This is a genomic window from Superficieibacter sp. HKU1 (assembly GCF_029319185.1).
Classification (GTDB): Bacteria; Pseudomonadota; Gammaproteobacteria; order Enterobacterales; family Enterobacteriaceae; genus Superficieibacter.
Map to the genome: position 1 here is coordinate 4,112,163 of NZ_CP119754.1, position 17,065 is coordinate 4,129,227.

Consider the following 17,065-nt stretch of genomic DNA (forward strand, 5'->3'; position numbering starts at 1 on the left):
TTAGTTCAGTTCAATGGCGAAGTAGTCACGCGCATTGTTAAAGCAGATATTTTTCACCATCTCGCCCAGCAGCTGAATATCTGCCGGCGCTTCGCCTGCTTCTACCCAGCGACCTATCATCTGGCACAGGATGCGACGGAAATATTCATGACGGGTGTATGAGAGGAAGCTGCGGCTGTCGGTCAGCATGCCCACGAAGCGGCTTAACAGGCCAAGCTGCGCCAGTTGGGTCATCTGACGTTCCATGCCGTCTTTCTGATCGTTAAACCACCAGCCGGAACCGAACTGCATTTTGCCCGGCATCCCTTCGCCCTGGAAGTTGCCGATCATGGTGCCCAGCACTTCGTTATCGCGCGGGTTCAGGCAGTACAGAATGGTTTTCGGCAGCAGGTTCTGCTCGTTCTGTTTGCTCAGCAGTTTAGACAGCTCTTCCGCCAGCGGACGGTCATTGATGGAGTCAAAGCCCACGTCCGGCCCCAGCAGTTTGAACTGGCGCAGGTTGTTATTGCGCAGTGCACCGATATGGTACTGCTGTACCCAGCCGCGACGGGCATATTCCGCGCCGAGGAACACCAGTACGGCGGTTTTAAACTGGGCAACGTGATGCTCGCTCAGGGTTTCGCCGGAGAGACGGCGCGCCAGAATGCTGTCCAGCTCGCTCTCGTTCGCTTCCGCAAACAGCACCACGTCCAGCGCATGATCGGAGACTTTACAGCCGTGAGCGGCAAAGTGATCCAGACGTTTGGTCAACGCGGTTTGCAGATCGCTGAAGCGACGGATGTCGGTATCGGAGACTTCACCCAGCTTCGCCATGTAATCATTGAACGTCGCCTGTTCAATATTGAACGCTTTGTCAGGACGCCAGCTCGGCAGCACCTTAACCGTGAAACTGGTGTCTTTGGCGACGCTGGCGTGATGCTCCAGAGAATCAATCGGATCGTCGGTGGTGCCGACCATCTTCACATTCATCTGCTGCATGATCCCACGGGCAGAGAATTTATCCTGCGCCAGCAGTTCATTCCCACGTTCCCAGATTTCATCCGCAGTAGATGGTGAAAGCAGCTTACCTGTAATACCAAACGGGCGGCGAAGCTCCAGATGCGTCCAGTGGTATAACGGGTTGCCGATAGTGTGCGGCACCGTAGCGGCCCAGGCGTCAAACTTCTCACGATCGCTGGCATCGCCAGTACACAGGCGTTCTGCGACACCGTTAGTGCGCATCGCGCGCCATTTGTAATGGTCACCTTTCAGCCAGATATCATACAGGTTTTTAAAACGGTAGTTCTCCGCGATCTGCTGCGGCGGCAGATGGCAGTGGAAGTCAAAAATCGGCTGGTCTTTCGCGTAGTCGTGGTACAGACGGCGGGCAAATTCGGTATCCAGCAGGAAATCTTCGGTCATAAACGGGGTCATTTCATCTTCCTCTCAGAGAGTGCGTCTGATGCATATGTTCAATGCTGACAAAGTTATCACACCAATTTCTACAGTCCGAGCATATTTTCGTGAGTTAGATCAATAAAAAAGGATAAAAAAACTACTCCCTGGGGAGTAAATCAATGTCAACTTGTTGTTTAAAAAGCATTTTATGGAGCAAATCAATATCCTTACAAAGATTCACACATTTGTGACGGCACTCACCTTTTAAAGTTGTATGACAAGTTATCTTTCTGCCGTCGCAACACATAGCGTCAATGAATGCATTCATGATGATTTGTTCATCAGATTTACCGGTATGGACGCCGATGACTTATGAAGTCTTTACATAGCAAGGAGCAGGTCGTACCGGTTTGTTATCCCGCTACGACTCTCCGTTACTAGCACATCCCGGAACAATGACCGAGATGTGACCGCGTCAAACGCGGACATACCATAACGAAGAGGTTTTAAATGCGTAAAATTAAAGGTTTACGTTGGTATATGATCGCCCTGGTGACTCTGGGCACCGTCCTGGGCTACCTGACGCGTAATACCGTGGCGGCGGCCGCACCAACATTAATGGAAGAGCTGCATATTTCCACGCAGCAATACTCTTACATTATCGCGGCCTATTCAGCAGCGTATACCGTGATGCAGCCGGTAGCGGGTTATGTGCTGGATATTCTGGGCACCAAAATCGGTTATGCCTTCTTTGCTATCGCCTGGGCAGTTTTCTGCGGCGCGACAGCGCTGGCAGGCAGCTGGGGCGGCCTGGCGCTGGCGCGCGGCGCGGTAGGTGCGGCGGAAGCGGCGATGATCCCTGCCGGTCTGAAAGCCAGTTCTGAATGGTTCCCGGCAAAAGAACGTTCTATTGCCGTTGGCTACTTCAACGTTGGTTCTTCCATCGGTGCGATGATCGCTCCGCCGCTGGTGGTGTGGGCTATTGTGATGCATAGCTGGCAGATGGCGTTCATTATTTCGGGCGTACTGAGCTTTGTCTGGGCAATGGCGTGGCTGATTTTCTACAAACACCCACGCGATCAGAAAAAATTAACCGAAGAAGAACGCGAATACATTATTGGCGGCCAGGAAGCCCAGCATCAGACCAATAACGGCAAAAAAATGTCCGTCTGGCAGATACTCGGCACCCGTCAATTCTGGGGTATCGCCCTGCCGCGTTTCCTGGCGGAACCCGCATGGGGCACATTCAACGCGTGGATCCCGCTGTTCATGTTTAAAGTCTACGGCTTTAACCTGAAAGAGATCGCCATGTTTGCCTGGATGCCGATGCTGTTTGCTGACCTCGGCTGTATTGTCGGGGGCTACCTGCCGCCGCTGTTCCAGCGCTGGTTTGGCGTGAACCTGATTGTATCGCGTAAAATGGTGGTTACCATGGGCGCGCTGCTGATGATTGGCCCAGGCATGATTGGTCTGTTCACCAGCCCGTATGTGGCGATTGGCCTGCTGTGTATCGGTGGTTTTGCTCACCAGTCACTGTCCGGCGCGCTGATTACCCTGTCTTCCGATGTTTTTGGTCGTAACGAAGTGGCGACGGCAAACGGTCTGACCGGGATGGCGGCATGGATGGCAAGTACCATGTTTGCGCTGGTGGTCGGTGCCCTGGCAGATACTATCGGCTTCAGCCCGCTGTTCGCTGTGCTGGCGGTGTTCGATCTTCTCGGTGCGCTGGTCATCTGGACGGTATTGAAAAATAAACCGGCCGCCGAGATTGTTCAGTCGCCGCCGAGGAACGATCCGGCGACGCAGAACTGATTATTTTTGCTCCTGATATAAACCACAGAAGCCGCCTGTAAAGGGCGGCTTTTTTGTCGCGTAGTGGTGCCAGAAGCGTAAAAGTGGTATAACAAATAAAGGTGCCTTATTCCGTCCGGAGCACAAATGGAAATTACCGAAACACGTCGTCTGTACCAACAGCTTGCCGCCGACCTTAAGCAGCGCATTGAGCAGGGTGTCTATTTAGTGGGCGATAAACTGCCCGCTGAGCGTTTCATTGCCGATGAAAAAAATGTCAGCCGCACGGTGGTGCGTGAAGCCATCATTATGCTGGAGGTAGAAGGCTACGTTGAGGTCCGCAAAGGCTCCGGTATCCATGTCATCTCTAATCAGGCAAAGCACTATCACATTCCCGACGAAACCCAGGAATTTGCCAACTACGGTCCTTTCGAACTGCTACAGGCGCGTCAGCTGATTGAAAGTAACATTGCTGAATTCGCCGCCACCCAGGTGACGAAACAGGACATCATGAAGCTGATGGAAATTCAGGAGATGGCGCGTAAAGAGAAATGCTTCCGCGACTCCGAATGGGATCTCCAGTTCCACGTTCAGGTAGCGCTCGCCACGCAGAACTCGGCGCTGGCGGCCATCGTCGAGAAGATGTGGACCCAGCGCGTGCATAATCCGTACTGGAAAAAACTGCACGACCATATCGATCTGCGCACCGTGGATAACTGGTGTGACGATCACGATCAAATCCTCAAGGCGCTGATCCGTAAAGATCCGCACGCGGCAAAACTGGCGATGTGGCAGCATCTTGAGAACACCAAGCAGATGCTGTTTAACGAAACCAGCGACGACTTTGAATTTAACGCCGACCGTTATCTTTTCGCTGAAAATCCGGTGGTCCATCTCGATACCGCGCTCGCCAGCACCAAATAATCCTCTTCACGCCCGGCCGGTCATTTCCGGCCTGCCGCGCCTGTTTCTGGTAAGCAAAGCACTTATTGTGTCAGAGAGTGTAAAACTCCTCGCCTGAATCGGTTCCAGCAAGCAAAATCAAACCTCAAAGCACTGCAATTACTGTGACGAATTTCCGCACCTTTGTTACAATTAGATGCATTTTGCACTTTAGTGAGTGAGTTATTGCTCACCTCGCTCAACGACAAGGAATCGTCTGAACGGGTTTGTTGCGGCCACGCTTACGATAAATAAAAGGTCGCCCTGTAGTTAAACCGCGTTCCGTCGCGACGTTAACCGATGTACCAGGAATATTGAATGGAACTTTTTACTCAGTTGATGCATGCCCTCTGGAGCCAGGATTATGAAACGCTGGCGAATCCATCCATGATTGGCATGCTGTATTTTGTTTTGTTTGTGATCCTGTTTCTTGAGAATGGATTACTACCTGCGGCTTTTCTGCCGGGGGATAGCTTGCTGGTGCTGGTCGGTGTCCTGATTGCCAAAGGCGCAATGGGCTATCCGCAAACCATTATTTTGTTGACCATGGCGGCAAGCCTTGGTTGCTGGCTTAGTTATATTCAGGGGCGCTGGCTGGGTAATACCCGACTGGTGCAAAAATGGTTATCGCACCTGCCTGCGCACTATCATCAGCGGGCGCACCATCTTTTTCATAAGCACGGGCTTTCCGCGCTGCTGATTGGCCGCTTTATCGCATTTGTTCGTACGCTGCTGCCAACCATCGCCGGAATTTCTGGCCTCAGCAGCGCCCGCTTCCAGTTTTTCAACTGGGTTAGCGGCCTGCTGTGGGTACTTATTTTGACAACGCTGGGCTATCTGCTGGGTAAGACCCCGGTCTTTCTCAAGTACGAAGATAAGCTCATGTCCTGCCTGATGCTGCTGCCGGTGGTGCTGCTGGTATTTGGCCTGATCGGCTCGCTGGTGGTTCTCTGGAAGAAGAAACACCGGGAGATTGAGGACAAGTGATGGCAATTAAACATTCGCTACTGCGTCGACTCACCTGGAGTCTTGGTGCGCTGACCCTGTTTACCTGCTTGTTTTATGCAGGGGTTACGCTTCAGCGCCATGAATCAACGCTGGCTATTCGACCGTCAAGTCAGGGCGTTAGCGTCCCTGACGGTTTCTCCGTCTGGCATCAGCTTGATGCCAACGGCATTCGTTTCAAGAGCATCACCCCGCATGCAGATACCCTGCTTATCAAGTTTGATTCCAGCGCCCAGAGCGCCGCAGCGAAAGAAGTGCTCGACCGTTCGCTCCCCCACGGGTACATCATCGCACAGCAGGATGAAGACGATCAGGCGACAATGTGGCTCACCCGTCTGCGGGATACCTCTCGTCGATTCGGCTAATTTCTTCCACCTTTCTGAATCTTTTAACTTATTTTGGTGATTTCTCGTTTACTTACTATTCTTAAGTATGCGCAAGGCAATCACATCATTTTTGGCCTGGACGCGCAGGCACAGTCCCTATGCGCCGCAACATTATGGAAGCTTTCATTTATGAAATACCGCATCGTTACCGCTTTTGCTCTTTTATCCATCAGTGCAGGTGCCTGGGCACAGACGCCTTGTCAGGAAAAGGAACAGGATATACAGCGTGAAATTAGCTACGCCCAAAAGCATAACAATCAGAGTCGTATTACCGGCCTGAAGAAAGCCCTGAGCGAAGTTAAAGCAAACTGTAGCGACAGTCAGTTACGCGCCGACCATCAGAAGAAAATTGCCGATCAGAAAGAAGAAGTGGCTGAACGACAAGAGGATCTGAAGGAGGCCAGACAGAAAGGCGATGCGGAAAAAGTAACGAAACGCGAAAATAAACTCAAGGAAGCGCAGGACGAACTGAAAGCGCTGGAATCACGGGATTATTGAGTTTACGGAAATTTAACTTACTCACCTGGAGAGAACATCTATGTCTAAAGACAACAATACCGATCATCTGCGCGCTGAGTTGAAATCCCTTACGGATACTCTGGAAGAAGTACTAAGTTCTTCCAGCGACAAATCCAAAGAAGAAATGAGCAAGCTGCGCAGCAAAGCAGAACGCGCGCTGAAAGACAGCCGTAAGAGCCTGGGCGAGACTGGCGACGCGCTGGCAAAACAGACCCGCGTCGCGGCAGAGCGTACCGATGAGTACGTGCGTGAAAATCCGTGGGCGAGCGTAGGCATCGGTGCTGCCATTGGGGTGGTGCTGGGTGTTCTGCTGGCGCGTCGATAATTATGGCTGATTATCGTCAAGCACAGGGGCCCGGAAAAAGCGTGCTGGGAATCGGGCAGCGGATCGTCTCGATCATCGTTGAGATGGTGGAAACGCGGCTGAGGCTGGCGGTGGTAGAACTGGAAGAAGAGAAAGCGAATCTCTTTCAGCTGCTACTGATGCTGGGACTGACAATGCTTTTTGCCGCCTTTGGCCTGATGAGTCTGATGGTGCTGATCATCTGGGCTGTCGATCCGCAATATCGGTTGAATGTGATGATAGGTACCACCGCCGTTCTGTTGCTGCTGGCAATAGGCGGAGGGATATGGACGCTGGTTAAAGCGCGTCGCACCACATTCTTACGCCATACCCGTCAGGAACTGGCTAACGACCGTTCCTTGCTGGAGGAGGATAAGTCTTGAGTAGTAAGCAGGAACGCGAACAGCGTAAAGCCTGGCTGCTCAGTCAGATCCAACAGCAACGGCTGGACTTATCCTCCAGCCGCCGCGACTGGCTGGAAGTGACCGGAGGCTACGACCGTGGCTGGAACACGCTGCTTAACCTTCGCGCCTGGGCGCTGGTAGGCAGCAGCGTGATGGCCATCTGGAGCGTACGTAACCCCAGTTTCTTAGTACGCTGGGGGAAACGTGGCTTCGGTATCTGGAGCGCATGGCGTCTCGTGCAAACGACGATCCGCAACCAGCGCCTGCGTTAATCCGTTACTCTTGTCTGTCAAGCTCGCCTGCGGCAACGCACGCGGGCTTTTTTATTCAGTCTCTATTGCTCATATTTTTTGAAGAAGATTGACAGCTTTCCTTGCTAACAATCATTATCACTCCCGCTTATGATTCTCTCTATCGACAGCAAACCGGTGGCAAGCGCCTCTATTGCTGGCTAATAACACTATTGAAAAAATAAGGCTTTCGGGAGAGAAAAATGAAAAAATTAGAAGATGTTGGCGTGCTGGTAGCAAGAATTCTGATGCCAATTCTGTTTATCACCGCAGGATGGGGCAAAATTACCGGTTATGCCGGGACTCAGCAATATATGGAAGCGATGGGCGTACCAGGGTTCCTGCTGCCGCTGACTATCCTGCTGGAGTTTGGCGGCGGTCTGGCTATCCTGTTCGGTTTCCTGACCCGCACCACGGCCCTGTTTACCGCTGGTTTTACGCTGCTGACGGCGTTTATTTTTCACAGTAACTTCGCTGAAGGCGTGAACTCGCTGATGTTTATGAAAAACCTGACCATCGCAGGCGGCTTCCTGCTGCTGGCTATCACCGGTCCGGGCGCGTTCAGTATCGACCGCCTGCTGAATAAAAAGTGGTAAGCGCTCTATACTGGAATGAAGACTTAAGGGCTGGCGACTAACGTTAAGTCCTGTGGCGTAATAATGCCGGGTGGCGCTTCGCTTACCCGGCCTACGTTTTTAACGCGTTGCGCGTCAGAGTGGCAGGTTGCGTGTAGGCCCGCGCAAGCGAAGCGCCGCCGGGCATTTTTACGCACCGGACGCCAGCTTGATGGCGTTTATCAACCTGCGCAAACCGGCTTTATAACGGAGGAAAAGATGGGACAACTTGTAGACGGTGTCTGGCAGGATACCTGGTACGATACCAAATCCACAGGCGGTAAATTTAAACGTTCCGCATCCGCTTACCGTAACTGGCTAACCGCTGACGGTGCGCCGGGTCCCTCCGGAGAAGGCGGTTTCGCTGCGGAAAAAGATCGTTACCACCTGTATGTTTCCCTCGCCTGTCCGTGGGCGCATCGCACGCTGATCGTGCGCAAATTAAAAGGGCTGGAACCCTTTCTCCCGGTCTCCGTCGTTCACCCGCTGATGCTGGAAAATGGCTGGACCTTCGGCGATGATTTTCCGGATGCCACCGGCGACCAGCTCTATCACCATGATTTTCTTTATCAGCTTTATCTGCACGCCGATCCACACTACACCGGTCGCGTTACGATCCCGATCCTGTGGGATAAAAAAAACCAGACCATCGTCAGTAACGAATCGTCAGAAATTATCCGCATGTTCAATACGGCCTTTGACGCGCTGGGGGCCAAAGCAGGCGATTACTATCCTGCTGAACTACGCGAGAAAATCGACGAGCTGAACGGCTGGATCTATGACGATCTGAATAACGGGGTGTATAAAGCAGGATTTGCCACCAGCCAGCAGGCTTATGACGAGGCGGTGGAAAAGGTCTTTGCGGCACTGGCCCGTCTGGAGCAGATCCTGGGACAACATCGATATCTGACCGGGGATCGCCTGACCGAAGCCGACATCCGTTTATGGACCACGCTGATCCGCTTTGATCCTGTCTACGTCACCCATTTTAAATGCGATAAGCATCGGATTAGCGATTTTCTCAATCTTCACGGCTTTCTGCGCGATCTGTACCAGACGCCCGGCATTGCCGAAACCGTTAACTTTGCCCACATCCGTAATCACTATTATCGCAGCCATAAAACGGTTAACCCGACGGGAATTATCTCCATCGGGCCATGGCAGGATCTGGATGAACCCCACGGCCGCGATAGTCGCTTTGCTTAACCCGGCCAGCCGCGCGGCGAATGACGCTCGCCGCGCGCGCCCTTCAGCGTTGCACCAGCGCCTGCACTTCAGCCCATACGCTGTCATCCGCCGGAATGCCTTCCGCACGATGGCGGGCACGACGGCTCACTTCCCTTTCTCCCGGATAGAAAACCTCGTCGCTGCCTTCCGCAGGCTCTGAGGATTTAACGTATTCAGCAATACTGGCGGCCATGTTCTCGCTGAATTCTTTGCCGCCGAAGTGTTCGGGATTAAACACCATAAAGACCTGACTGGCCCCGGTGCAGCTTCCCTGCTGAATTTTATCAATCTCATTGGTGGATGCGCCCGCCGTCAGGAAAGCCGCCATCGCATCAAGTACGATCGCCATGCCTGAGCCTTTCCAGTAGCCGGTCGGCAGGATGCGCATGGACTCTTCAATCGGGCCTGGCTCGTCGGTCAGATTACCGTCTTTGTCAAAGCCTCCCGGAAACGGCAATTTTTCGCCTTTCAGACGTGTGACCTGTAGCTTACCGTAGGCATATTGCGACATTGCCATATCCAGAATGAGCGCCCCTTCTTTCATTGGTACGGCCATGACATAAGGGTTATTTCCCAGACGGGTATTTTTCGCTCCCCAGGCAGGCATACAGGACTCGGTATTGGTCCAGCATAAGGCAGCAAATCCCTTATTCGCCGCCCGCCAGCCGTAGGTGCCGCCGCGCATCCAGTGGGTGGTATTGCGCAGGCCAACCAGCCCTATACCCTGTTCAGTCGCCAGCGCCATTGCCCGGTCAACGGCAAATAACGCGTTGGTAATACCCGGCCCGCGCTGACCATCATAAATTTCAAAGCTCCCCGACGATTTCACCAGCACTGGCTCAGCATTGATATCGATCCAGCCTTTTCGCACGTAATCGACAAATCGGGCTACCCGATTTAGCCCGTGCGAGAAAATCCCGTCGCAGCTGGTTTCAGTATGAATTTGCGCACAGGTATCGGCCTGCGCCTCATTGAGGCCAGCGTTGAGGAATGCCTGGTTAACGGTCTGTTTCATTTCATTGAAGGGAACTAATGGCATGTGGGATCCTTTTATTACCAGGGGATTTATCACCATGCTGGCGCAAGGCGATTCATTACGGCAACAGGTTCTGCCTGATAAGATAAGGCTACCGCTGGACCATCTACCATACAAGTATATGGAGGTAAAAGTACGTTCTGCCTCACAAATTTAGCGCTCAGGAAGTCAACAATGACTTACGGTGATTTTCACCTTATCGCCACTTACCGGCAGTAAAAGCCCCCACTTCGGACTGCTCCCATAGTAGTGGAACTGACCTCAATACATCATTCAGCTAAATAATTTCACCATTTACATAAAAGCGATTAATATTATATTAATGCTTATAAAACAAATGATTGATAGCTGATTGAGGTTGAAATGGATTGGTATCTTAAAGCGCTAAAGAACTACATTGGTTTTGGCGGCCGGGCGCGCCGTAAAGAGTACTGGATGTTCGTGCTGGTCAACATCATCCTGACCTTTGTGCTGGGCGTGCTGGATAAGCTGTTCGGCTGGCAGCACTCCAGCGGTGAAGGCGTCCTGACCACAATTTACGGCGTGCTGATATTTATTCCCGGATGGGCGCTACAATTTCGTCGTCTGCACGACACCGACCGTTCGGCCTGGTGGCTGCTATTACTGCTGATCCCGGTCGTCGGCTGGCTGGTCATGCTGATTTTCAACTGCCAGGACGGTACTAAAGGCGATAATCGTTTCGGACCCGATCCTAAGCTTAATTCATGGTAATGGCCCGGCTCCTCCATCAGGAGGAGCCTTTTAAATTGCACGGGTATTTTATACACATTAAATAGCACCAACTAATGAGTTGTACTCGTAATATTTATTATAATTATCAAAACCTTTATATTTTCCTAAAAATATTTTTAAGCGATGTTTATCGCATAAAAGAAGAATACACTTCAATACAATTTTCATTGTACAGGGTAGTTGATATGAATTGGTATATTGGAGTTTTAAAGAACTATGTTGGTTTTTCCGGACGTGCACGACGTCAGGAATATTGGATGTTTATATTAATTAGCGGTATTATCGGTGCAATAATAAACTTAATCCAAATGCTGGTGGGCATGCAAATTCCCTGGCTAACGATCATTTATACAATAGCTACCTTGCTGCCTAACCTTGCTGTAACTGCACGTCGCCTGCATGATACTGAACGCTCTGGCTGGTGGATGTTAATTTGCTTAGTCCCCTTTGGAGTCATTGCAATGATCGTATTTTTATGCAAAGCAGGCACTTCTGGTACTAACCGCTTCGGTAATGATCCGAAATACAGCGTAAATAATTAATAATAAAAAGGGCATCATTGATGCCCTTTTTATTGTCTGTGGAACAGTCTTATATTACCGCCACGCTAGCGTCCCATAAATAACTTCGGAATTTCACGCAGGCACCAGGCTTTAGCCTCGCCCATGCTGTCGCGCCGCCAGGCCATAATAATATCAATTTCGCTGGTATATTCCGGGCTGACCACACGCAGACGGCCTTCGGCAATATCCTGCTCCACCAGCGCATAGGGCATCGTGGCGACGCCCAGCCCGGCTAATAATGCCTGGCGTTTATCTTCAATTGAGCTGACCGTCAGGCGCGGCTGCTTATCAAGAAGCTGAACGGTTAAGACCGGGCGTTCGCGCGCGGTATCGGCCACGGCCACGCCGCGATACTTCACGCGGGTGACTTCGGAGAGCGGCTCAGGTTCGCGGTGGATAGGATGATCCGGCGCGGCAACGTACACGTTCAGCACTTTATACAGTTTGCGGGAATTAATTTCAGACGAGGAGCGGAAATGCATATCCGGTGCGATAACAATATCCGCTCGCCCCTGCTCGAGGCGTTCCCACGCTCCCGCCAGCACCTCGGTAATAATCGAGAGTTGGGTAGTAGATTTTGTCGCCAGCTTTTCCACCAGCGGGAAAATGTCCTGAGTGGGCACCAGGGCTTCAGTGACCAGCGTCAGATGCGTTTCCCAGCCGCGGGCCAGCGCTTCGGCATCGGTCGTCAGCTTGTCAGCGGCTTCCAGCAGGACGCGGCCACGCTCGAGGAGCATTCGCCCGACGTTGGTAAATTTGGTACGGTGGCCGGAACGGTCGAACAGGATCACATCCAGTTCTTCTTCCAGCTTTTGCATGGTGTAGCTCAGGGCAGAAGGCACGCGTCCCAGCTCATCGGCGGCAGCGGCAAAGCTGCCGCGTCGGTCGATAGCGTCCATAACGCGCAGGGCTTCCAGGGTGAGTGCTCTATCTTTAGCCATTTCGCTCTCGTTCAGGAAATTTGAACATACCGGGCAGAATATCTGGCTTACATTGAAGCGTCCATCGCTTTAACATGAGTTCAGTGTAAAGAGAGGTCAAGAATTATGATTACTACCCGAACCGCTAAACAATGTGGGCAGGCAGATTTCGGATGGCTACAGGCCCGCTACACCTTTTCTTTTGGACACTACTTCGACCCGAAACTGTTGGGTTACGCTTCCCTGCGCGTACTGAACCAGGAAGTACTGGCCCCTGGCGCGTCTTTCCAGCCGCGCACCTACCCAAAAGTGGATATTCTTAATCTTATTCTGGAAGGCACGGCGGAATACCGCGACAGCGAAGGCAGCCATATTCAGGCAAAAGCCGGTGACGCGCTGCTGATCGCCACTCAGCCCGGCGTCAGTTACAGCGAGCATAACCTGAGTAAGGATAAGTCGCTGACGCGCATGCAGCTCTGGCTGGATGCCTGTCCGGAGCGGGAGAATCCGCCGCTGCAAAAAATCGCCCTGACCGACACCGCACAACAACTGCTGGCGTCTCCGGAAGGGAGCAATGAAAGTCTGCAACTGCGTCAGCAGGTATGGGTGCATCATATTGAGCTGGAGAAAGGCGAGCAGCTCAGTTTTCAGATCCACGGACCGCGCGCCTATCTGCAATCCATTCATGGTACGTTCCATGCCCGGACCCAGCAGCAGGAAAACCAGACGCTGACCTGCGGCGATGGCGCTTTTATTCGTGATGAGGCTAACATAACGCTGGTTGCCGATACGCCTCTGCGCGCTTTACTGATAGATTTACCGGTATAGTTCCACTCAGCGAGTGAGTAAACCCATGAGCAAAAAAACAAAAAAACGTCCCGCGATTACCCCTGTTCCCGTCACGCAGCCTGCGGTGCCTGTGGCCTTTGGTTATGAAGAGATGCTAACCGAACTGGAAGCTATCGTCGTGGACGCCGAAGTCAGGCTGGCAGAGGAAGAGGTTATCCCGGACAGCACGGCGCTAACCCGGACGATATAGTTTCCCGCTATCCGGCAGCGGTGCAGCCACAACGCATTATGCACACACCACTTTAATCGCCAGCCCGCCGCGCGACGTCTCCCGGTATTTGACGTTCATATCTTTACCGGTTTCGTACATCGTCTCAATCACCTTATCGAGCGAGACGCGCGGTTCGCTGGTACGTCGAAGCGCCATGCGCGCCGCGTTCACGGCTTTTACCGCATTGATCGCGTTACGTTCGATACAGGGGATCTGTACCTGCCCCGCCACCGGATCGCAGGTCAGCCCGAGGTTATGCTCCATGGCGATTTCCGCCGCGACGCAGACCTGTGCCGGGCTGCCGCCGAGAAGCTCCGCCAGTCCCGCCGCCGCCATTGAGCACGCTACGCCGATTTCCCCCTGACAGCCCACTTCCGCCCCGGAGATAGACGCATTCATTTTATACAGCGCTCCGACGGCTCCGGCGGCAAGCAGGTAGCGGGAAATCGAACCGGCGTTAACCGGACGTCTGAACTTGTCGTAGTAGGCCAGCACCGCCGGTACGATCCCGCAGGCCCCGTTGGTCGGCGCAGTCACGACGCGCCCACCCGCCGCATTTTCTTCGCTGACGGCGAGGGCAAACATATTGATCCAGTCGATGACGTTCATCGGATCGCTGGAAAGACTATCGGAAGAGACCAGCATTCGCCGCAATGCGACCGCACGACGCGGCACTTTTAGCGGTCCGGGAAGCACACCTTCCGTATTTATCCCGCGCTGAATACCGGCAGACATCATCTCCCACAGGCTGACACACTGCGCGTCAATCTCATCTTTGCTGCGCAGGGCCAGTTCGTTTTGCAGCATTAAGCCAGAAATGGACAAACCGTGTGCTTCGCACAGCGTCAGTAATTCGCTTGCGGAACGAAAGGCAAACGGCATCGGCACGTCAACCTGACGATCCTGACCAAAATCCGCCTCTTCGATAATAAAACCGCCGCCAACGGAGTAGTACGTCTTACTCAGCAAGGGTTCTTCACCGCGCCACGCGCTGATACGCATCCCATTTTCATGGCGGGGCAAGGTTTCCGGATGAAAAATGACGTCGTCGGCAGGGGAAAATGCAACGCATGCCAGGCCATCGGCAATCGGTAAAACGCCGCTCTGGATCACCTGCTGAATAAACCCAGGGATGGCGTCAATATTGACGTTCTGCGGACGATTACCCGCCAGCCCCACGATCACCGCCGTGTCCGTGGCATGGCCTTTTCCGGTCAGAGAAAGCGAACCGTAGAGATCGACCACCAGCCGCGTCGTTTGCGTCACCAGCCCGAGCGCTTCCAGCGCTTCGATAAAACACTTACCGGCATTCATTGGGCCGACCGTATGGGAGCTGGAAGGCCCAATACCTGGTTTAAAAATATCGAACGCGCTAATCATGTTCAGTACCTCAAAGAGACAACCGAAAAAACCGTGGGCTGGCGGAACGCGCAGCCCACGACAGGCTCGTGTTACAGGGTGTTGCCCGGATCGATCCCTTGTACGCAGGGGCCGATCGCGCCGGGTGCACGTGTTATTGCAATACTCTTTTTCATCGTTAAATAGCCTGGGTAAAAGTACGAGAGATCACATCCTGCTGCTGTTCGCGGGTCAGGGCATTAAACCGCACCGCATACCCGGACACGCGGATGGTCAGGTTGGGATAGGCTTCCGGATGCTCAATTGCCGCCAGCAGCATGTCGCGGTTCATCACGTTAACGTTAAGATGCTGCCCACCTTCCACATTTGCCTCGTGATGGAAATAACCGTCGAGCAGCCCTACCAGGTTGGTTTTGCGCACCACGTCATCTTTACCCAGCGCCGCCGGAACAATGGAGAAGGTGTAGGAGATGCCGTCTTTAGCGTAGGTGAACGGCAGCTTAGCGACCGAGGTCAGCGAGGCGACGGCGCCTTTCCGATCGCGACCGTGCATCGGATTCGCCCCCGGCGCAAACGGCGTGCCAGCGCGGCGTCCATCCGGCGTGTTGCCGGTTTTTTGCCCGTACACCACGTTAGAGGTGATGGTCAGGATCGACTGCGTCGGGACCGCATGACGATATGTCGGTAACACCTTAATTTTCTTCATAAAGCGCTCGACCAGATCGCAGGCGATGCTGTCTACGCGTTCATCGTTATTACCGTACTGCGGGTACTCGCCTTCAATCACAAAATCCACCGCCAGACCGGTATGGTCGCGCACCGGTTTTACCGTGGCGTACTTGATAGCCGACAATGAATCCGCCGCCACCGACAGCCCGGCAATACCGCAGGCCATCGTGCGGTAGACGTCGCGATCGTGCAGCGCCATCAGCGAGGCTTCATAGCTGTATTTATCGTGCATAAAGTGGATGATATTCAGCGCGCTGATGTACTGCACCGCCAGCCAGTCCATGAAATGATCCAGGCTCTGCATCACCGTGTCGTAATCCAGCACCTCATCCAGCAGCGGCGCGGTTTTTGGCCCGACCTGGATTTTCAGTTTCTCATCGACGCCGCCGTTGATCGCGTACAGCAGCGTTTTGGCGAGGTTGGCGCGCGCGCCGAAGAACTGCATCTGCTTGCCGATCACCATCGGGCTGACGCAGCAGGCGATAGCGTAGTCATCGCTGGCGAAATCCGTGCGCATCAGATCGTCATTTTCGTATTGCAGCGATGAGGTGACAATGGATACCTGTGCCGCATATTTCTTAAAGGCAATCGGCAGCGCTTCGGACCACAGGATCGTCAGATTGGGTTCCGGCGCAGGTCCCATGGTGTGCAGGGTATGCAAATAGCGGAACGCGTTTTTGGTCACCAGCGTGCGGCCATCCAGCCCCATCCCGCCAATCACTTCCGTCGCCCAAATCGGATCGCCGGAAAACAGCGAATCGAATTCCGGGGTACGCAGGAAACGGACCATGCGGATCTTCATAATGAAGTGGTCGATCAGCTCCTGCGCCTGTTGCTCCGTCAGCTTTCCGGCACGCAAATCGCGTTCAATATAGATATCGAGGAATGTCGCGGTACGCCCCAGCGACATTGCGCCGCCGTTCTGGGATTTTACCGCCGCCAAATAGGCAAAATAGAGCCACTGCACGGCTTCCTGCGCGTTACAGGCCGGGCGGGAAATATCGCAGCCGTACTTCGCGGCCATTTCCTGAATTTGCAGCAGCGCGCGGCGATGCTCTGCCAGTTCCTCACGCTGGCGCAGGGTCGCTTCGAGATCGTCCCCCCACTCCAGTTTTGCCTGTAAATCGGCAAATTGCTGTTCGCGCTCGCGCACCAGATAGCGGATGCCGTACAGCGCCACGCGGCGGTAGTCACCGATAATACGCCCGCGCCCGTAGCCGTCCGGTAAACCGGTAAGCACGCCCGATTTACGACAGCGCAGCATATCCGGCGAATAAACATCAAACACGCCCTGGTTATGGGTTTTGCGCAGCGCGGTGTACTGGTACTCAAAATCCGCGTCCATTTCCCGCCCGTAGGCTTCAAACGAACTTTTGATCATGTTGATGCCGCCGAAAGGATGCAGCGCGCGCTTCAGCGGCTTGTCCGTTTGCAGGCCGACAATTTTTTCCAGCGTCTGGTCAATATATCCCGCGTCATGGGCGGTAATGGTCGTCGCCACGTTGGTATCAAAATCGACGGGCGCATGGGTGGCGTTTTCAATGCGAATACCCGCCATCACCTTTTCCCACAGTGCCGACGTAGCCGGCGTGGCCTCCGCGAGGAACGACTCATCGCCTTCATAAGGCGTATAGTTTTGCTGAATAAAATCGCGAACGTTAATTTCACTTTTCCATTCAGCGCCGTGAAAATCTCGCCATGCATCGGCAAAATGCATATCGTTAATATCGATATTTACCTTCATGAA

General features: G+C 53.3%; 19 protein-coding genes. 14 read left to right on the forward strand and 5 right to left on the reverse strand.

Annotated elements, in window-relative coordinates; translation table 11 throughout:
- On the reverse strand, positions 1–1,413 hold the full coding sequence (uxaC, locus tag P0H77_RS19555) for a glucuronate isomerase (RefSeq protein ID WP_276158871.1): 1,413 nt from the start codon (positions 1,411–1,413) through the stop codon (positions 1–3).
- A gap of 474 nt (positions 1,414–1,887) precedes the next feature.
- Here uxaC and P0H77_RS19560 point away from each other — a divergent pair, with 474 nt between their 5' ends.
- The 10 genes from P0H77_RS19560 (at position 1,888) to P0H77_RS19605 (ending at position 8,877) form a co-directional block, all read left to right on the forward strand.
- Positions 1,888–3,189, forward strand: coding sequence for an MFS transporter (locus tag P0H77_RS19560; RefSeq protein ID WP_276158872.1), 1,302 nt, complete (start codon positions 1,888–1,890; stop codon positions 3,187–3,189).
- Between the two features lie 126 nt (positions 3,190–3,315).
- Positions 3,316–4,092 carry a transcriptional regulator ExuR gene (exuR, locus tag P0H77_RS19565; RefSeq protein WP_276158873.1) on the forward strand — a complete coding sequence of 259 codons (777 nt, stop codon included), beginning with the start codon at positions 3,316–3,318 and terminating at the stop codon, positions 4,090–4,092.
- A gap of 336 nt (positions 4,093–4,428) precedes the next feature.
- The gene (gene yqjA / locus P0H77_RS19570) at positions 4,429–5,097 is read left to right on the forward strand and encodes a DedA family general envelope maintenance protein YqjA (protein ID WP_276158874.1); all 669 of its coding nucleotides are present in this window, start codon (positions 4,429–4,431) and stop codon (positions 5,095–5,097) included.
- Complete coding sequence (mzrA, locus tag P0H77_RS19575) at positions 5,097–5,480, forward strand: EnvZ/OmpR regulon moderator MzrA (RefSeq protein WP_276158875.1); 384 nt, start codon at positions 5,097–5,099, stop codon at positions 5,478–5,480. The genes yqjA and mzrA overlap by 1 nt, the downstream gene beginning before the upstream one ends.
- A gap of 150 nt (positions 5,481–5,630) precedes the next feature.
- Positions 5,631–5,999 (forward strand): DUF1090 domain-containing protein, encoded by a 369-nt coding sequence (locus tag P0H77_RS19580; protein ID WP_276158876.1) that lies wholly within the window; start codon positions 5,631–5,633, stop codon positions 5,997–5,999.
- Positions 6,000–6,039: 40 nt separating this feature from the next.
- The gene (locus tag P0H77_RS19585) at positions 6,040–6,345 is read left to right on the forward strand and encodes a YqjD family protein (protein WP_276158877.1); all 306 of its coding nucleotides are present in this window, start codon (positions 6,040–6,042) and stop codon (positions 6,343–6,345) included.
- 2 nt (positions 6,346–6,347) lie between these two features.
- Entirely contained in the window at positions 6,348–6,746 is a 399-nt protein-coding gene (locus P0H77_RS19590) for a phage holin family protein (protein ID WP_276158878.1), read from the forward strand.
- Complete coding sequence (locus P0H77_RS19595) at positions 6,743–7,039, forward strand: YqjK-like family protein (protein WP_176919884.1); 297 nt, start codon at positions 6,743–6,745, stop codon at positions 7,037–7,039. Before P0H77_RS19590 ends, P0H77_RS19595 begins: the two co-directional genes overlap by 4 nt.
- A gap of 221 nt (positions 7,040–7,260) precedes the next feature.
- Complete coding sequence (locus P0H77_RS19600) at positions 7,261–7,653, forward strand: DoxX family protein (protein WP_176919883.1); 393 nt, start codon at positions 7,261–7,263, stop codon at positions 7,651–7,653.
- Positions 7,654–7,890: 237 nt separating this feature from the next.
- Positions 7,891–8,877: a glutathione S-transferase family protein gene (locus P0H77_RS19605; RefSeq protein ID WP_276158879.1), complete on the forward strand. Its 987-nt coding sequence runs from the start codon at positions 7,891–7,893 to the stop codon at positions 8,875–8,877.
- Positions 8,878–8,920: 43 nt separating this feature from the next.
- On the opposite strand, the gene yiaK is transcribed toward P0H77_RS19605, so the two are convergent.
- Positions 8,921–9,937: a 3-dehydro-L-gulonate 2-dehydrogenase gene (yiaK, locus tag P0H77_RS19610; protein ID WP_276158880.1), complete on the reverse strand. Its 1,017-nt coding sequence runs from the start codon at positions 9,935–9,937 to the stop codon at positions 8,921–8,923.
- Between the two features lie 360 nt (positions 9,938–10,297).
- Between yiaK and P0H77_RS19615 the strand changes: the two genes are divergently transcribed.
- The gene (locus P0H77_RS19615) at positions 10,298–10,666 is read left to right on the forward strand and encodes a DUF805 domain-containing protein (RefSeq protein WP_276158881.1); all 369 of its coding nucleotides are present in this window, start codon (positions 10,298–10,300) and stop codon (positions 10,664–10,666) included.
- A gap of 206 nt (positions 10,667–10,872) precedes the next feature.
- Entirely contained in the window at positions 10,873–11,229 is a 357-nt protein-coding gene (locus P0H77_RS19620; protein WP_276158882.1) for a DUF805 domain-containing protein, read from the forward strand.
- A gap of 65 nt (positions 11,230–11,294) precedes the next feature.
- Here P0H77_RS19620 and P0H77_RS19625 read toward each other — a convergent pair whose 3' ends face one another.
- A complete protein-coding gene (locus tag P0H77_RS19625) occupies positions 11,295–12,191 on the reverse strand; it encodes a LysR family transcriptional regulator (protein WP_276158883.1) in 897 nt (298 codons plus the stop codon).
- A gap of 105 nt (positions 12,192–12,296) precedes the next feature.
- Here P0H77_RS19625 and P0H77_RS19630 point away from each other — a divergent pair, with 105 nt between their 5' ends.
- Both P0H77_RS19630 and P0H77_RS19635 read left to right on the forward strand, forming a co-directional pair.
- Positions 12,297–12,998, forward strand: coding sequence for a pirin family protein (locus tag P0H77_RS19630; protein ID WP_276158884.1), 702 nt, complete (start codon positions 12,297–12,299; stop codon positions 12,996–12,998).
- Between the two features lie 25 nt (positions 12,999–13,023).
- Positions 13,024–13,209 carry a hypothetical protein gene (locus P0H77_RS19635; protein ID WP_276158885.1) on the forward strand — a complete coding sequence of 62 codons (186 nt, stop codon included), beginning with the start codon at positions 13,024–13,026 and terminating at the stop codon, positions 13,207–13,209.
- A gap of 36 nt (positions 13,210–13,245) precedes the next feature.
- Here P0H77_RS19635 and tdcG read toward each other — a convergent pair whose 3' ends face one another.
- Together tdcG and pflB are read right to left on the reverse strand one after the other, a co-directional pair.
- A complete protein-coding gene (gene tdcG, locus P0H77_RS19640; protein ID WP_276158886.1) occupies positions 13,246–14,610 on the reverse strand; it encodes an L-serine ammonia-lyase in 1,365 nt (454 codons plus the stop codon).
- A 157-nt stretch (positions 14,611–14,767) separates the two neighbouring features.
- The gene (pflB, locus tag P0H77_RS19645; RefSeq protein WP_276158887.1) at positions 14,768–17,062 is read right to left on the reverse strand and encodes a formate C-acetyltransferase; all 2,295 of its coding nucleotides are present in this window, start codon (positions 17,060–17,062) and stop codon (positions 14,768–14,770) included.
- Positions 17,063–17,065: the final 3 nt, after the last annotated feature.

Excerpts from the sequence above, each read along its gene's own strand:
- tdcG (WP_276158886.1), bottom strand. The coding sequence starts at position 14,610 with ATGATTAGCGCGTTCGATATTTTTAAACCAGGTATTGGGCCTTCCAGC.
- P0H77_RS19600 (WP_176919883.1), top strand. The coding sequence starts at position 7,261 with ATGAAAAAATTAGAAGATGTTGGCGTGCTGGTAGCAAGAATTCTGATG.
- P0H77_RS19615 (WP_276158881.1), top strand. The coding sequence starts at position 10,298 with ATGGATTGGTATCTTAAAGCGCTAAAGAACTACATTGGTTTTGGCGGC.
- P0H77_RS19630 (WP_276158884.1), top strand. The coding sequence starts at position 12,297 with ATGATTACTACCCGAACCGCTAAACAATGTGGGCAGGCAGATTTCGGA.
- P0H77_RS19625 (WP_276158883.1), bottom strand. The coding sequence starts at position 12,191 with ATGGCTAAAGATAGAGCACTCACCCTGGAAGCCCTGCGCGTTATGGAC.
- yiaK (WP_276158880.1), bottom strand. The coding sequence starts at position 9,937 with ATGCCATTAGTTCCCTTCAATGAAATGAAACAGACCGTTAACCAGGCA.
- mzrA (WP_276158875.1), top strand. The coding sequence starts at position 5,097 with ATGGCAATTAAACATTCGCTACTGCGTCGACTCACCTGGAGTCTTGGT.
- uxaC (WP_276158871.1), bottom strand. The coding sequence starts at position 1,413 with ATGACCCCGTTTATGACCGAAGATTTCCTGCTGGATACCGAATTTGCC.
- pflB (WP_276158887.1), bottom strand. The coding sequence starts at position 17,062 with ATGAAGGTAAATATCGATATTAACGATATGCATTTTGCCGATGCATGG.
- P0H77_RS19605 (WP_276158879.1), top strand. The coding sequence starts at position 7,891 with ATGGGACAACTTGTAGACGGTGTCTGGCAGGATACCTGGTACGATACC.
- yqjA (WP_276158874.1), top strand. The coding sequence starts at position 4,429 with ATGGAACTTTTTACTCAGTTGATGCATGCCCTCTGGAGCCAGGATTAT.
- P0H77_RS19620 (WP_276158882.1), top strand. The coding sequence starts at position 10,873 with ATGAATTGGTATATTGGAGTTTTAAAGAACTATGTTGGTTTTTCCGGA.
- P0H77_RS19585 (WP_276158877.1), top strand. The coding sequence starts at position 6,040 with ATGTCTAAAGACAACAATACCGATCATCTGCGCGCTGAGTTGAAATCC.
- P0H77_RS19635 (WP_276158885.1), top strand. The coding sequence starts at position 13,024 with ATGAGCAAAAAAACAAAAAAACGTCCCGCGATTACCCCTGTTCCCGTC.
- P0H77_RS19580 (WP_276158876.1), top strand. The coding sequence starts at position 5,631 with ATGAAATACCGCATCGTTACCGCTTTTGCTCTTTTATCCATCAGTGCA.
- P0H77_RS19560 (WP_276158872.1), top strand. The coding sequence starts at position 1,888 with ATGCGTAAAATTAAAGGTTTACGTTGGTATATGATCGCCCTGGTGACT.
- P0H77_RS19590 (WP_276158878.1), top strand. The coding sequence starts at position 6,348 with ATGGCTGATTATCGTCAAGCACAGGGGCCCGGAAAAAGCGTGCTGGGA.
- exuR (WP_276158873.1), top strand. The coding sequence starts at position 3,316 with ATGGAAATTACCGAAACACGTCGTCTGTACCAACAGCTTGCCGCCGAC.